Annotated in this window: 12 protein-coding genes and 1 pseudogene; 10 read left to right on the forward strand and 3 right to left on the reverse strand. The window is 59.6% G+C overall.

Annotated features, from left to right (window positions below; translation table 11 throughout):
• Positions 1-25: 25 nt before the first annotated feature.
• Positions 26-796, forward strand: a complete 771-nt coding sequence (locus HZY77_RS15130; protein ID WP_296816534.1) for a hypothetical protein — start codon at positions 26-28, stop codon at positions 794-796.
• Between the two features lie 84 nt (positions 797-880).
• Positions 881-1,795 carry a hypothetical protein gene (locus HZY77_RS15135; protein ID WP_296816536.1) on the forward strand — a complete coding sequence of 305 codons (915 nt, stop codon included), beginning with the start codon at positions 881-883 and terminating at the stop codon, positions 1,793-1,795.
• A 1,386-nt stretch (positions 1,796-3,181) separates the two neighbouring features.
• On the opposite strand, the gene HZY77_RS15140 is transcribed toward HZY77_RS15135, so the two are convergent.
• Positions 3,182-4,480 (reverse strand): sigma 54-interacting transcriptional regulator, encoded by a 1,299-nt coding sequence (locus tag HZY77_RS15140; protein ID WP_296816539.1) that lies wholly within the window; start codon positions 4,478-4,480, stop codon positions 3,182-3,184.
• Positions 4,481-4,644: 164 nt separating this feature from the next.
• On the opposite strand from HZY77_RS15140, the gene HZY77_RS15145 reads away from it, so the two are divergent.
• From HZY77_RS15145 to HZY77_RS15155, 3 genes are all read left to right on the forward strand, one after another.
• Entirely contained in the window at positions 4,645-5,913 is a 1,269-nt protein-coding gene (locus HZY77_RS15145; RefSeq protein WP_296816542.1) for an FAD/NAD(P)-binding oxidoreductase, read from the forward strand.
• Between the two features lie 341 nt (positions 5,914-6,254).
• Positions 6,255-7,571: a cytochrome C gene (locus HZY77_RS15150; protein WP_296816545.1), complete on the forward strand. Its 1,317-nt coding sequence runs from the start codon at positions 6,255-6,257 to the stop codon at positions 7,569-7,571.
• A 49-nt stretch (positions 7,572-7,620) separates the two neighbouring features.
• Positions 7,621-8,265: a c-type cytochrome gene (locus HZY77_RS15155; protein WP_296816547.1), complete on the forward strand. Its 645-nt coding sequence runs from the start codon at positions 7,621-7,623 to the stop codon at positions 8,263-8,265.
• Between the two features lie 438 nt (positions 8,266-8,703).
• Here HZY77_RS15155 and HZY77_RS15160 read toward each other — a convergent pair whose 3' ends face one another.
• The gene (locus tag HZY77_RS15160) at positions 8,704-8,964 is read right to left on the reverse strand and encodes a hypothetical protein (RefSeq protein ID WP_296816550.1); all 261 of its coding nucleotides are present in this window, start codon (positions 8,962-8,964) and stop codon (positions 8,704-8,706) included.
• Positions 8,965-9,060: 96 nt separating this feature from the next.
• Between HZY77_RS15160 and HZY77_RS15165 the strand changes: the two genes are divergently transcribed.
• The 4 genes and pseudogenes from HZY77_RS15165 to trpC all read left to right on the forward strand — a co-directional run bounded on the left by HZY77_RS15165 (position 9,061) and on the right by trpC (position 13,052).
• Entirely contained in the window at positions 9,061-9,576 is a 516-nt protein-coding gene (locus HZY77_RS15165) for a DUF488 domain-containing protein (protein ID WP_296816553.1), read from the forward strand.
• Between the two features lie 1,085 nt (positions 9,577-10,661).
• Positions 10,662-11,230, forward strand: a pseudogene (locus HZY77_RS15170) (aminodeoxychorismate/anthranilate synthase component II).
• Positions 11,227-12,258, forward strand: a complete 1,032-nt coding sequence (gene trpD, locus HZY77_RS15175; RefSeq protein WP_296816556.1) for an anthranilate phosphoribosyltransferase — start codon at positions 11,227-11,229, stop codon at positions 12,256-12,258. Before HZY77_RS15170 ends, trpD begins: the two are co-directional and overlap by 4 nt.
• 5 nt (positions 12,259-12,263) lie before the next feature.
• Positions 12,264-13,052, forward strand: a complete 789-nt coding sequence (gene trpC, locus HZY77_RS15180; RefSeq protein WP_296816559.1) for an indole-3-glycerol phosphate synthase TrpC — start codon at positions 12,264-12,266, stop codon at positions 13,050-13,052.
• 10 nt (positions 13,053-13,062) lie between these two features.
• On the opposite strand, the gene HZY77_RS15185 is transcribed toward trpC, so the two are convergent.
• Positions 13,063-14,553 carry a helicase HerA-like domain-containing protein gene (locus HZY77_RS15185; protein WP_296816563.1) on the reverse strand — a complete coding sequence of 497 codons (1,491 nt, stop codon included), beginning with the start codon at positions 14,551-14,553 and terminating at the stop codon, positions 13,063-13,065.
• Between the two features lie 146 nt (positions 14,554-14,699).
• Between HZY77_RS15185 and HZY77_RS15190 the strand changes: the two genes are divergently transcribed.
• The gene (locus HZY77_RS15190) at positions 14,700-16,004 is read left to right on the forward strand and encodes an NAD(P)/FAD-dependent oxidoreductase (protein WP_296816566.1); all 1,305 of its coding nucleotides are present in this window, start codon (positions 14,700-14,702) and stop codon (positions 16,002-16,004) included.
• Positions 16,005-16,006: the final 2 nt, after the last annotated feature.

A 16,006-nucleotide genomic window follows, 5' to 3' on the forward strand; every position in this document is an offset into this window, starting at 1 on the left:
ATATCCTCACAATCCGCCATAAGCCATGCTCAGTACCCGAACGATTGGTTCTCTCGTGCAGTTTCTTGAATTATTCGAAACTGACTTTGTGCTCATCCTTTGTGGAAAGCATGGCCTACGCATGTCGGTTGAAGGTGATAAGTTGCTGACAACCCTAAATCGAAACTTCACCTTCGCCGACAAACCCGAAAAGCTTTTGGCCATCATTGAAGAAATTGCCCGAACTGATGGTGACCTTCGATCACGTGTAAGTCCAAAATACCGCTTTACAGAACGATTTAAAGACCTCACGCGCTGCCTTCAATTGGATGGATATCTCGTCACCGAAAGCGGCCTAGTCCGCCTTGATCCATCTATTGATGATTTGCCGCCGATTGAAGACGACCTGACAAAAGAACTCAATGACTCCGGGCTCACGGGTGTCGGCCGCGTAATCGATAAGATCAACGACTCCGCAGAATCCTTCCGCAAAGGCCCCGCAAACCACAATTCATGTCTAAACGACATTCGGGTTGCGCTGGAATCCTTGGCTGCAGCCATAGCTGAATCCATTTCGACTTGCGATGCACCCTCTTACGATCCGAAGAAATGGGGCTCTGTGGTTACGTACTTAAAGTCACTAGAATTTATTACTCCGGAAGAAGAGCGCGGCCTCGTCGGCGTATATGGTTTTGTCAGCCCTGGCTCACATCGTCCGGTCGGGTTGTCCGAAGAAGAAATGGCTCGCCTTGGCCGGCACTTGGCACTAAGCATGTGTTGGTTCTTGGTCAAACAGTTCAAAGGTTTCACCCAGTGACGCCCAACCCTGCAATCAACCGGACCTGCGCAAAAGCCGCGCAGGCCGGTTGTTTTGAGCATACAAGGCATCAGAACACCCGCCATGGCGAAGAAGACTCCTTGCTCCATTCCGAAGCCTGCCTCCATCGCGGCAATTCAGAAGGTGGCGTTGAAAGAACCAGATCATCAGCGAGATGAGATAACTTCCTACGTCGAATGGCAGTTGAACAAGGGCGCGGATACTCAGTACAAGGTTGTGCATCTCGAGCGAATGAAGTCCGAGGTCGTCTTCGGAACCGAGCATGTAGCGTGGGATGTTCATACCGACGAACCGGGTCGCTGGTGGGTGATCACGGGCCCCACCAACCTCTACTCGCAGCACGAGTTCCCGTCGCTCGACTACACGCTCTCCTTTCATGTCGGCCTTATGGCAAGAGTCGGCGCACGAGATGCCAAACGAGCGCCGCCCTCACGCAAAGATCGACTCCGCTCCACTTGGCGGCGATGGGAAACTGCAACTGATGCACTCGACTTGGCTCGGGAGGCAGAGGACTTCCAGGCCGTAGGCATGCGGTGCCGAGAGACGCTTGTTAGTCTAGCTAAGGCCTTGCAGAAGGATGTCAAGCTTCAGGATGGTGCAGAGATACCAAAGGCAGCGGACTTCGTAGGTTGGTTCTCCCATATCGCACAGCACTTTACGAGCGGGCCCCGAAATGAGCATATACGAAGCTACCTCAAGACGACCTCTAAGGAAACGTGGCAACTCGTCAATTGGCTGACTCATACTACAAAGGCAAGCCTGCACGAAGCTCATCTCGCGCTAGACGCCACTTCCAACTTGCTCGGAATGACGAGCCTAGTAGTCATCCAAGCTGAGTCTGAAGCACCTCAAACCTGCCCGGCCTGCAACTCGTATCGGATCGTGGCGGTCTACGAACCCGACCTTGACCTTGATCCCCCTTATGTCAGCCTATGCGAGTCATGCGGGTGGAGTAACCATGAAGAACCTGCCGCCTAAACTGACGCTCAATCGGACGGACCGGTACGCGGTCCGTTTCTCACGTGCATCGGCGCGGGCCGCCAGTTAGCTAATACTTAGGTCTCTCAGAGCGATGATACAAATACGCGAAGAACATTCCTCATTTGACTCGGCCCTCCCAAAAGCAGCTCGTGTCTTGCAGGATTTGCGGGGCGTCCCTACTTATGAGTCCGAATATGGGGCAAGGCATCCATTCGCTTCCTACAACATATCTCTCGCAGCGATAGGACAGCGATTCACTGCTGTCGTTGGCAGTCTCAAACAACTCGAACATCAGTTTCGCGTGGAACCAACGGCTAAGGAAGAGTCAGACTTTGCTCTTCTGGAAGCCACTGACCATCTCCTAGATTCTCTGATGGAGCACATGGATGTCTGTGGAGGCATACTTCGGAGTTTTTTTCGCAAGTCGATGAGAAGAATTTCAAGAAGCAGCTTGCCNTCATTTAAATCCTCGGTTGAGCCTTACCGCAAGCATATTGGCTGCATTGACAACTACATTAAGCACAGCCAAGGCAAACTAAGATCAATTAGATTCTCTTGGGCAACCGGCATGTGTTTTGGCTACTTTGTCGAAGGCCCAGTCGCGAGTGGCGTTCTTGGTCCCGTGGATTGTGTACACCCAGGCTCAAACTCGGCCTTCTCTTTCAACCGAGATCTGAAGCTCCACATATGCAATATCTTTGCAGTGGGAGCCCAACTCGCTCGGTCTTTACACATTGTCGATAGAAGACTGGTTCCGGTGCCTACCTCAAAGACAATCGTCGGCCGCGATTCCGCATGGGGAAAGGCTGTACAGGCAGTGTCGGAACTACCAGATGTCTTCTTCCCGGACGAAGTGGTTAAGCCCATTCCGTTGGTCAGTTCGTCAGGCAATCGCTTATTAATCGAATATGCTACGCAGCGGCACAAGATTACGCAGCCTCCTTCTCCCTGTCGGGTCAACCTCACCTTCGGTGGAGATGGAGTAACGCGTTCTTTTCAAATGCCCTACTTCAAGGAGGAGGTATAACTCAAACGTTGCACGTCCGCTGGCATTGAATGAACAAACATTCAGTGAACAAGCCTCGACCATTTCTTCCGGGTCGGGAGTGTGAATTCGCTGTTTTGTACAACGGCCATTCAGCTTGAATTTCTAATCAACGACCGGTGTACAGCACATAGCAGGCCTGGTTTGCCTAGAACGCTACGGCCGCTTTGGCCGAGTAGCAGCCACGCAGAGATGGTGTCCTAGTGGCTTTTCCCACTACAGTCGTCATCCACCTTCCGTACCCCTCGTCGCGCCAGATCGCCGATTCCACTTTGCTCCGCCGCCGTCAATGCGACTCCGCGTTTTGCGTCGTGTCTTGAAGGCAGTCGGTAACGGGTTCAGTTCTTTCCCAGACCATGCTGTTTGAGCTTGCGGTACAGCGTGCGCTCGGTGACGCCGAGTGCCGCGGCGACGCGGGCGCGATGGCCCTGGTGCGCGTCGAGCAGGGATAGCAGGTGCGCACGTTCCATGTCGCGCAGCGAGGCGCTGGCGGCGTCGGGGCGTACGTGCGCGACGCGCGGAGGCAGTCGCAGGTCGGCTGCGCGGATGGTGCCGTCGCGGCAGCTGAGCACGGCATGCTGCAGGAGGTTGCGCAGCTCACGCACGTTGCCGGNGAAGTCGTAGGCCTGCAATGCCGCGACGGCGTCCGGCGCGAGCCNGGCAGGGCTTTGTCCGCCGGTCAGCCGCTTCAGCAGGAAGTTCGCCAGGTCGGGCAGGTCGGCGGCGCGCTCGCGTAGCGGCGGCAGGGTGACGTCGATGCCTGCCAGGCGGTAATACAGGTCGAGCCGGAAGCGCTTGGCGTCGACCTCGTCGAGCAGCCGGCGGTTGGTGGCCGACACCACGCGCACGTCGGCAGTCAGCGTCTGCGTACCCCCGACGCGGCGGAATTCGCCGGTTTCCAGTACGCGCAGCAGCTTGGCCTGCATGGCCAGCGGGATCTCGCCCACTTCGTCGAGAAAGAGGGTGCCGCTGTCGGCGAGCTCGAACAGGCCTTTCTTCAGGCCGCTGCTGCCGGAAAACGCGCCGCGCTCGTGGCCGAAGAGTTCGCTCTCGAACAGGCTTTCCGGCACGGCCGCGCAATTGATGACGATGAATGCCGCGCCAGCGCGGCTGGAACGCGCATGGATGAAGCGTGCGGCGAGTTCCTTGCCGACGCCGCTCTCGCCGTATAGCAGGATCGAAGCCTCGCTCTCGGCCACGCGTGCAAGGTTGTCGACGCAGGCGAGAAAGGCGGGCGATTGCCCGATCATCTGCATGGCGTCGCATTCGCTGCCCGCCTCGGCTTCCAACGGGAACAGCTGCTCGCCCAGGTAGAGTGCGCCATCCGCGCCGCGCAGGCGGTGTCCGCGGATGCGGGTGCGTTCGGGCTGGTTGTCGGCGTGGTAATGGGTGTGTAGGACTTCGACCGTCTCGCCTTGCGCGAACAGCGCTTGGTGCGGGCAATGTTCGCCGTTTTCATGGCAGGGCCGCTGCGAGTGGTGGGATACCGCGTGGCAGTGCTGGCCGACGATGGCGGCGGGCGTCATCCCGTAGGCGTCGCAGTAGCGCTGATTGGCGGCGACGATGCGGTAGCTGCGGTCGATCACCACGAACGGCTGTTCGTGCGTGTCGATCAGGCTTTGAAGTTCGATGTCCATATCTGACACTCTCGTCATGACGAGACTGGAAAATGGCATGACGCAATGGCCATGTCAAATCCGTTTTCTCTGGCAACCCGCATGTAGGACACTTTTTCGGGGTGGCATGCCTGTTGCAATGATATTGGCCGCAACACTAGCCAACATCAAACAAGGAGGACTGCATGGCACACATCGTTATTCTGGGTGCAGGCGTGGGCGGCATGACCATGGCCTATGAAATGCGCGAATCGGCGCGGGCGGAAGACAAGATCACGGTGATTTCGAACCTTTCGTATTTTCAGTTCACGCCGTCCAACCCCTGGGTGGCGGTGAACTGGCGCAAGCGCGACGACGTCACGATTCCCGCCGCGCCGTACCTGAACAAGAAGAACATCGATTTCATCGGGATCGGCGCGGCGCGCGTACACCCCGAGAAGAATCAGCTCGAGCTCACCGACGGACAGATCGTCGACTACGACTTCCTCGTCATCGCGACCGGCCCCAAGCTGGCTTTCGATGAGGTGCCTGGACTGGGGCCGGAAGGCCACACCCAGTCGATCTGCCAGGTCGAGCATGCCGTGGCGGCAGGCAAGGTGTGGGAGGATTTCGTGCAGGCTCCGGGGCCCGTCGTGGTGGGCGCAGTGCAGGGCGCCTCGTGCTACGGTCCGGCGTACGAGTTCGCGATGATCATGGACACCGATCTGCGCAAGCGCAAGATCCGCGACAAGGTGCCGATGACCTACGTCACCGCCGAACCCTACATCGGCCACCTGGGCCTGGGCGGCGTCGGCGACTCCAAGGGCATGATGGAGTCCGTGATGCGCGACCGCCACATCAAGTGGATCTGCAATGCCAAGGTCACCAAGGTCGAAGCCGGCAAGATGTTCGTCTCCGAGCACAACGAAAAAGGCGAGGTGATCAAAGAGCATGAATTGCCGTTCGCCTATTCCATGATGCTGCCGGCGTTCAAGGGCATCGACGCCGTGTTCGGCATCGAGGGACTCACCAACCCGCGCGGTTTCATCGTCATCGACCCCTACCAGCGCAATCCCAAGTTCCCGAACATCTATTCGGTCGGCGTGTGCGTCGCCATTCCGCCGGTCGAGCCCACGCCGGTGCCGACCGGCACGCCCAAGACCGGCTACATGATCGAGTCCATGGTCACGGCCACGGCACACAACATCCGTGCGGTGCTCGATGGCCGCGAGCCCACCGAGAAAGCCTCCTGGAACGCCATCTGCCTGGCCGATTTCGGCGACACCGGCGCGGCCTTCGTCGCGCTGCCGCAGATTCCGCCGCGCAACGTCAACTGGTTCAAGGAGGGCAAGTGGGTGCACCTGGCCAAGGTGGCGTTCGAGAAATACTTCATGCGCAAAATGAANAAAGGCTCGACCGAGCCGCTGTATGAAAAGTATGTGCTGGGCCTGATGGGGATCAAGAAGCTCAAATAATCCTCTCGACGCCTGACGTCAAAGCGCCTTCGGGCGCTTTTTTATGGGTGCGCGCCATGCATGGCGCACGTGGCGACGAGGAGGGTTGTTTAATTTTACGGAAGGTCCTTGAACAACAGACAACCATGTCCTATTAATTAAACCGTTCCTTTATGCAACACATTTTGTTTTTATTTTTGCATATTACAACGATGATGTTTTTTGCAACAGAATAGGCGCCGACTCATTGCTGGAATAAGCAAGCTGTTTTCAATGTCATGTCGATTTTTTTGGGGAGAACGCACTTGATTACCAAATCAGTTTGGCGCCATGTTTTGAAGATACAGGACGTTCTCCCGACCTTGCTTGGCCTTGTCTTGTTGGGAATGTGGTCCTTCCCCAGTTATGCGCTTCCGGCTTTTGCCCGGCAGACAGGGCAAAACTGCCTGGCCTGTCATGCCGGCGGCCAGTTTCCGGAACTGACGCCATATGGGCGGCTGTTCAAGCTCACCGGCTATACGATGGGCGCCCGTTCCATGCCCCTTTCGGTGATGGCGGTCCTCGACTACACCCGGGTCCGCAACCCCAAGGACTCCACCGGGGTGAAGGACACCGTGGATTTCCACAAGCAGGGCACGCCGATATTCGACGTCGGCAGCGTTTTCCTTGCGGGCAAGATTACCGACAACCTCGGTCTGTTCGCGCAGGCGACCTACGCGAACTATGACCACCAGCAGGACAACGGCGACTGGGTTGGCCATCTGAGTCCGGACAACACGGAGTTTCGCTATGCCGACCGTTTCATCTCGCCGGGCAGCGACCTCATTGTCGGCGCGTTCGCCAACAATAACCCGAGCATGCAGGATGTGTGGAACAGTGCGCCGGCCTGGAGCTATCCCTATGTCGGGCCGACGTTCGCGCTTGGCGCACCCGCATCGCCGCTGCTCGACGGTGGACTTGGGCAAGACGCGGTCGGTGCCGGCGTCTATGCCTATTGGAACAGGAGCCTCTATGGCGAACTCGCCCTCTACAAGACGGCCAACGGCCCGTTCGGATTCCTGCATCCNGGGGACAACTCCGGCATCGCGAGGATCAAGGATGGCGCGCCCTACTGGCGATTTGCCTACACCAAGGCGTTCGGGCCGCATGACCTGATGATCGGCACCTCGGGCCTGGTCGCAGAGATCCACGAGAACAACGACGTCAACCAGCCGACCGACCGGTACCGGGATTACGGGCTGGATGCGCAATATCAATACATCCTTGACCCGCACACGGTCACGGCCCACCTCAGCTACATCCACGAAAACGTGAAGTGGGGCGATCCGCTGGCACTGGGCTATGACAATGCGAGCGATACCCTGAAGGAACTCAAGATCAAGGGGGCGTACGTTTACAACGCCACGTATGGCGCCAGTCTGGCCTACCAGCAGACCACCGGCTCGACCGATGCCGGATTNTTTGGCGGGCCGGCAGACATCACGGGTAATTTAAGTGGAAGCCCGGATACGACCGCCTGGATTCCCGAGGTGTTCTGGACGCCCGTCCAGTACCTGCGCATCGGCGCGCAATACTGGCATTACACGAAATTCAGCGGCAACAGCAGCAACTACGACGGCTTTGGCCGCAGCGCCAGCGACAACGACACGCTGTTCGTTTATGTCTGGGGCGCCTACTGACGGCAAGCAGGCCTGGCAACGCACTTTACTGACCTGAGGGGATTCCAATATGAAGACAGCCGTGTACACGATGTTGGCGCTGGCTATCGCGAGCCTGGGAAGCGGATGCGTCAATCTGGAACGCTCGCGCGATATCGGCAACCCGAATGTGTCGGGCCGGACGCTTGCGTTGCAGGTCTGCTCGAGCTGCCACGGTGTGGACGGCAACTCGACTTCGCCCGCTTTTCCCAAATTGGCCGGGCAACAGGAGGCGTATTTGATCGCCCAGCTCAAATTCTTCCGCGGGCACAATCGTATCGATCCTGCGGGTTCGGAATATATGTGGGGCATTACCCGGAAATTGACCGACGAGCAGATCGAGGGACTGGCCCGCTATTTCTCGCAGCAGAAAGACGCACCCAATGTCGCNGGGGATCCCGCAACGGTTGCGGCCGGAAAGGCGATTTTCGAGAACGGCATCCCTGACAANGGGGTGGCCGCCTGCGCGGGCTGCCATGGTGCGATGGGCATGGGCAAGGACACCTTCCCGCGCCTGGCGGGTCAGCATGCCAACTACATGATGAAGCAGCTGCATATCCTGTCGGAGACCAACCAGCGTCCCGCAGGCGCGATGATGAAGCCCCTGGTCCATGGCCTGACGTCCACGGATTTGGTGGCGGTGACGACCTATCTTCAAAGCATACTCCCGCAGTAGACCGATACCGCAAATGCAAGGGCTGCTAACTCGGCGAGCCCGGCAGTTCCCAGACAATAAGGCCAACCCATGGGTTGGCCTTATTGTCTGTCTGTCACTCTGTAGATCAGCCTGGCGAGTAGGAACAGCGGCGTGGGACGTCTCACTACCAGATCATCCGGCCGGCTATGACCAACGGAGTTGCGATGGCCAACACAAAGGGGAGAACGTGGTCTGTTACCTTCGGAGTGTGCAGCGCAATGTGGAGGTAGGCGTGCAACGTCCACCACCAGCCATACATCAATGGGATTGCGGATTTTTCAATCTTTTGGGGATTCCCGTCTTCATCGTATGGCGTTTCCCCGTTCTCTCTAATCGAGTACGACCACCTGCGCCCTTCCTTCGTGATGTCTACAGCGCCGAGAATAGTTCGTCTCTTAGTTACTTTGTGGACGTATGCTAGGGCTTTGGATCGGAAGAATCCATAAACTGCCATTTTAATTCCAGAATCCCCGAGGTCTTCAGGTACTGGTAATAGCGGAGCAGGAAATATGCCCACATCCCCCAGGCGAAGACCTTCAGAATGATTGGGTCGCCAACGAGCAGTTCGGTGCCAAGTATGCTGACCTTCGCCACAGACATATGGGCGAAGTCGAACAGCAGTAACCCTATGCTCGTGATTAGCAGATTGCGCCGCTGGCGCAACAGGTCGTTTGTCATTGTGTTCCCAGATAGCCGGCAATATGGCAGCTGTTGCTAGTTGTGGCAACAGGCTGGCCTTGGCTAGCTTGTCGCCCAGTGCACAGGCAAGGGATAATGAACATTGTTTTCATGCAATTCAGGCTCCAGATGTCAACGAAGCATTTATACACCGCCGGATACGAGGGCCTTGATATTGAGGCTTTCATCGCGCGCCTTAAGGTTGAAGGTGTGTCATCAATCATTGATGTGCGAGAGTTGCCGCTGTCCAGAAAGAAGGGATTTTCAAAAACGGCGTTGAGCGCGCGACTGAAAGCGGCGGGTATAGGCTACTTTCATGCGCCTCAACTCGGATGCCCGAAGGAGATTCGTAATCGTTATCGGGCAGACAACGACTGGGCAGCTTATACACGAGATTTTCTCGCCTACCTTGATACCCAAGGGAAGGTGGTTCGCGAGTTGGCGAATTTTGCTCGTTCAACTTCAGCCTGTCTTTTGTGCTTTGAGGCGGACTACGATATGTGCCATCGAACCTATGTGGCCCGTGCGGCGCAGCGAGCAGGGGCGCCCACTGTTCGACATATCACGGCTAAAGCAACGATAGCTGACCGACCTGTTCGCCTTGTGGCTTAGGTGGGTAAAGAACGCTGACGATTAGCCATTGGTTAGGGAACCGGTGGATTGTCCCCATCAAAANAAGCACGTCTTTCTCAGCGAACTCGACTAGGAATCGCTGTCGAAATGCATCTTTCCAGTCGCTTCGCCGGTGAATGTTCCAATACAATGCCCCGGCTTCCCAGTCGACGAGCTTGTGTTTATAGCGTTTAAGCACTCCACCAGCATTACATTCATAGTGATAGTGGAAATCGTAAGGCAGTTTTCTTAGTAGCTTCAGTGACTGCTGCTCGCGGTCGGCGTCAAACAGGGAGCCTTGGGCCTGTGCCTGCATAAGCTTTGCAACCTCCTCCTCGGTCCAGTCTGGCGAGTCTGACTTGGTGATCATGACGTCCATGAGGCGTGCTGGACGCAATAAGCCAAGCGACACTCCGCGGTCGATACGCGCTTGGTCAAGGGCGCCAAAATCGTCAAAAACCTCGACGGGAGCGATCGCACGCCTTCGCTCTCGCCACCCGTGTTTAGTTGAAANGGGCTCCCCGAGCATATCGATCGTATCGACTGATATGCGGAAGCTCTCCGGCCTATGATCGTCGGAGGCTTTTCGAATTCGGGCGTCAATCCATTGCCATTNTTTGAACTGCTGCTCGTTTGCCACCAATCGAAACGGGACTGGAAATAGGCGGACTAGTTTTCCTGATTCGTCCATGCCGGCAACGCAAGACGTTTCAACATATTTTGAGCTTGGCGACGGGTATGTCTTGCACAAGATCAAAATTCTGTTTTTCTGCATCTATTGTTCCTCCCCGGCAAATTATGCACATGGATCACTATGCGGTATTAACTATGACGATAGAAATGCGCAACCTGTAGTTTCGACCACATTCTGTTCAGCATCTGTGCGATTGAGGTAGATGGGAATTTATAGTGGCGCGCAAACGGTGGGAAATGACCATGAACTTGTCGCTTGGCGCGCTACCGGTGGATAATGCACCATTCACATATACATCCCCCAGTAGCGATCGAATAACCGGATAAACAGCCGGATAAGAATTCCAGACTCGAGTAGCAGGGGCTATGCAAATCAATAGGATGGCCGCGACATGCTGCTGATGATCGACAACTACGACAGCTTCACCTACAACCTCGTGCAGTATTTCGGCGAACTGGGCGAAGACGTCAAGGTGATCCGCAACGATGAAATCGACCTCGCCGGCATCGCGGCGCTGAAACCCGACCATATCGTCGTCTCGCCCGGCCCCTGCACGCCCAACGAGGCGGGCGTATCGGTGCCGCTGATCAAGGAGTTCGCCGGCAAGGTGCCCATCCTCGGCGTCTGCCTCGGCCACCAGAGCATCGGCCAGGCCTTCGGTGGCCGGATCGTGCGCGCCAAGGAGCTGATGCACGGCAAGACCTCGATGATCCACCACCTGGATGTGGGCGTGTTCAAGGGCCTGCCCAATCCTTTCCGCGCCACCCGTTACCATTCGCTGGTGATCGAGCGCGAGTCGCTGCCGGACTGCCTGGATATCACCGCCTGGACCGACGACGGCGAGATCATGGGCGTGCGCCACAAGACGCTGGCGGTCGAGGGGTGCAGTTCCATCCCGAGTCCATCCTCACCGAACACGGGCACACCATGCTGGCGAATTTCCTGAAAGGCACGCGATGATCACGCCGCAGCAGGCGCTCGCCCGGCTGGTCGAGCAGCGCGAAATCTTCCACGACGAGATGCTCTCGCTGATGCGCCAGATCATGCGCGGCGAACTCACGCCGGTGCAGATCGCCGGCATCATCACGGGCCTCAGGGTGAAGAAGGAAACCGTCGGCGAGATCGCCGCCGCCGCACAGGTGATGCGCGAATTTGCCGCCCAGGTGCCGGCGCAGAACAGCGCACATCTGGTCGACACCTGCGGCACCGGCGGTGATGCCGCACACACCTTCAACATTTCCACGACGGCCGCTTTCGTCGCCGCTGCCGCTGGCGCGCGGGTCGCCAAGCATGGCGGGCGATCGGTGTCGTCCACCAGCGGCAGTGCAGACGTGCTCGAGGCGCTGGGCGTGAACCTCAACCTCACGCCCGAGCAGGTGGCCGAGAGCATCGACGCGATCGGCATCGGCTTCATGTTCGCGCCGAAATTCCACGGCGCGATGAAGCACGCCGCGCCGGTGCGCCGCGAACTCGGCGTGCGCACGATCTTCAACATCCTCGGCCCGCTCACCAACCCCGCCGGCGCGCCGCACCAGTTGCTGGGCGTGTTCCATCCCGACCTGGTCGGCATCCTGGTGCGCGTGCTGCAGCGCTTGGGCAGCCGCCATGTCATGGTCGTGCACGGTTCTGACGGCATGGACGAGATCACCCTGAGTGGCGAGACCCTGATCGGCGAACTGAAGAACGGAGAAGTCAGCGAATACACGATCCGTCCGGGCGAGTTCGGGCTGGAGACCAGTAGCAGCGAGGTGCTGAAGGTGTGGGACGCGACACAGGCAAAGGATATGCTGCTGTCCGTGCTCGACGGGCTGCCGGGGCCGGCGTGCGACATCGTGCTGCTCAATGCCGGTGCTGCCATCTATGTGGCCGATCGTGCCGCCACGCTGGGCGAAGGCATTGAAGTGGCGCGCGAGGTTATCCGCAACGGCGCCGCGCGTGAAAAACTGCGGCAGTTGGTGGCATTCTCCAACCGCGCCACTGGGATCTAGACGCAATGTCCGACATCCTCGAAAAGATACTCGCCACTAAACGTACTGAAATCGCCGCCGGACTTGCCGACGTTCCGCTCGCCGAGATGCGCGCGCGTGCCGAGGCCGCCGTGCCACCACGCGATTTCGTCGGCGCCCTGCGCGCGAAACTGGCCGCCGGGCAGCCGGCTGTGATCGCCGAAATCAAGAAGGCCAGTCCGTCCAAGGGCGTGATCCGCCCCGATTTCCATCCCGCCGAGATTGCGATCAGTTACGAGAAAGGTGGAGCCGCGTGCCTGTCGGTGCTGACCGACCGCGACTATTTCCAGGGTAGCCCCGAGTATCTGATGACCGCGCGCGGCGCATGCCAACTGCCGGTGCTGCGCAAGGATTTCATCGTCGACCCCTACCAGGTCTACGAGGCGCGGGCGATGGGGGCGGACTGCATCCTGCTGATCGTTGCCGCGCTGGAACTGCCGGCGATGCAGGCGCTGGAAGCGCTGGCGTTCGAGCTGGGGATGGCCGTGCTGGTGGAGTCGCACAACGCCGTGGAACTCGACGCCGCGCTGCAATTGAAAACGCCGCTACAGGGCATCAACAACCGCAACCTGCGCACCTTCGAGGTCAGCCTCGACACTACGCTGGGTTTGCTGCCGAAGATTGGCAACGACCGCATCGTCATCACCGAGTCCGGCATCCTCGCGCCGGCCGACGTCGCGGCCATGCGCAGCCACGCAGTCAACGGTTTCCTGGTCGGCGAGGCCTTCATGCGCGCGACCGACCCGGGCGCCGAACTGGCCCGTCTCTTTGCCTGATTAGAACCGGTCAGCGCTTGCTGCCGAACAGGCTGCCGAGCACGCCGCGTATGAGGCTGCGGCCGACCTGGCTGCCGATGGCGCGTGCGGCCGATTTGGCGAGCGCCTCAGCCGCACCTTGGCGGCGACCATTCCCGGTCAGGATCTCACCCAATACCCCGCCGAGTCCGCCTCCCGTTGCGGGTTGCGCCGCGGTCTTGGCCTGTTGAGCCGCCTGTGCCGATTGTTCGGCGCGTGCCTTCAGCGTTTCGTAGGCGGATTCGCGGTCGACGGTCTTGTCGTAGACGCCGGCGACCAGCGAGGACTGGATCAGCTGTGCGCGTTGGGCGTCGGTGATCGGGCCGATCTGGCCCTGCGGCGGGACGATGAAGGCGCGCTCGACCACGCCGGGCCGGCCCTTGGCGTCGAGTAGCGACACCAGCGCTTCGCCTACGCCAAGCTCGGTGATGGCGGCGGCTTCGTCCAGCGCCGGGTTGTCGCGCATGGTCTCGGCGGCGGCCTTCACGGCCTTCTGGTCGCGCGGCGAGAAGGCGCGCAGCGCATGCTGCACGCGGTTGCCGAGTTGCGACAACACCTTGTCGGGCACGTCCGCCGGGTTCTGCGTGACGAAGTACACGCCGACACCCTTGGAGCGGATCAGCCGCACCACCTGCTCGATTTTTTCCACCAGCGCCTCGGGGGCGTCGTTGAACAACAGGTGGGCTTCGTCGAAGAAGAACACCAGCTTCGGCTTGTCGAGGTCGCCGGCCTCGGGCAGGTGTTCGAACAGTTCGGACAGCAGCCACAACAGCAGCGTGGCGTACAGCTTGGGGGACTGCATCAGCTTGTCGGCCGACAGGATGTTGATGACGCCGCGCCCGCGGTCGGTCTGGATCAGGTCGGCGATGTTGAGCATCGGCTCGCCGAAGATCTGCTCGCCGCCCTGCGATTCCAGCGTCAGCAATCCGCGCTGGATGGCGCCGATCGAGGCGGAGGAGACGTTGCCGTATTCGGTGGTGAATTGCTTGGCGTTCTCGCCGACGAAGGCGAGCATCGCACGCAGGTCCTTCAGGTCGAGCAGGAGCAGGCCGTTGTCGTCGGCAACCTTGAATACCAGGTTGAGTACGCCGCTCTGCGTGTCGTTGAGGTCCAGCATGCGCCCCAGCAGCAGCGGGCCCATGTCCGATACGGTGGCGCGTACCGGATGCCCACTGGTGCCGAAGGGGTCCCACAGGGTGACCGGATAGCCCTGGTAGGCGAAGCCTTCGAGCTTGAGCGATTCGACCCGCTCGGCCACCTTGGCGTTGCCGCCACCGGCCTGCGACACGCCGGACAGGTCGCCTTTCACGTCGGACATGAAGCACGGCACGCCTATGCTGGAGAAATGTTCGGCCAGCGTCTGCAGGGTGACGGTCTTGCCGGTGCCGGTGGCGCCGGTGATGAGGCCGTGGCGGTTGGCCATCTGCGGCAGCAGGACGAGGTCGGCGGTGGCGTTGCGGGCGACGAGCAGCGGTTCGATCATGGTGCATCCTGGGGTGTCGATATGCGGATTCTATCGAGTTCGACGGCAACGCGTACCCGACAAAGAATAGAAGTAAATGCTAATACTCCGGGTATCATCTCGCTAATACGAAAACAGGAGGAAAATTTGTGGCTATGGAACAGCAGATGCATGAAATCGTTATCGTCGGCGGCGGAGCAGGAGGACTGGAACTGGCGACGCGCCTGGGCGACAAGCTGGGAAACAAGAAGCGCGCGAATATCACGCTGATCGACGCCTCGCCGTCGCATCTGTGGAAGCCGCTGCTGTACGAAGTCGCGGCGGGCAGCCTCGATTCCTACGCCGAGCGCCTCGAATACCTGGCGCAGGGGCACTGGCACGGCTTCACCTTCCGCCTCGGCCGCATGGACGGCCTCGACCGCACACGCCAGGAGGTCAGCGTCGCGCCGACCTTCGACGAAAACGGCGTGGAGATCATTCCGCGCCGGGCGTTTCGCTACGACACGCTGATTATCGCAGTCGGTTCGGTCGGCAACGACTTCGGCGTACCNGGGGTGAAGGAGCACTGCATCATGCTCGACACCCCTGAGCAGGCACGCGAATTCCATCGCCGCCACATCAACGCCTGCCTGCGCGCCAACACGCAGAACGAGGCGGTCGCGCCCGGTCAGCTCACCGTCGGCATCGTCGGCGCCGGTGCCACCGGCGTCGAACTCGCCGCCGAACTGCACGACACCACGCGCGAACTGTCGTCCTACGGCATGGACAACATCGAGCCCGACAAAAGCCTGAAACTCCTGATCGTCGAAGCGTCCGACCGCATCCTGCCGGGTCTGCCGCCGCGCCTGTCCGCCGCCGCCGCCGATCGCCTCGCCGAGCTGGGCGTCGAGATGCATGTGCGCGAGCGCATCGTCGAGGTGCGCAAGGACGGCATGCTCACCGCCGACGGCAAGTTCATTCCCGCGAGCATGATGGTGTGGTCGGCCGGCATCAAGGCGCCCGATTTCCTCAGGGACATCGACGGTCTCGAGACCAACCGCATCAACCAGCTGGTGGTGCGGCCGACCCTGCAGACCACGCGCGACGACAACATCTTCGCGTTCGGCGACTGCGCCGCCTGCGCCATGCCGGACGGCAAGGGCTTCGTTCCGCCGCGCGCGCAAGCTGCGCACCAGCAGGCGTCGATGCTGGTGAAGTCGATCTGCCGCCGCTTCCGCGGCAAGTCCCTGCCGGAGTATGTCTACCGCGACTACGGTTCGCTGGTCGCGCTCGGCCGCTTCTCCACCGTCGGCAACCTGATGGGCGGCCTCACCGGCGGCAGCATCATGATCGAGGGCGTGATGGCGCGGCTGGTGTACTGGTCGCTGCACAAGATGCATGAGATCGCGCTGCACGGCTGGTTCAAAGTCTCGCTCACCACCTACGCGCACTTCATCAGCACGCCGACGCGGGCGCGGATCAAGTTGCACTAGCC

Origin of the sequence: Thiobacillus sp. (assembly GCF_013693775.1) — a bacterium.
GTDB lineage: Bacteria > Pseudomonadota > Gammaproteobacteria > Burkholderiales > Thiobacillaceae > Thiobacillus.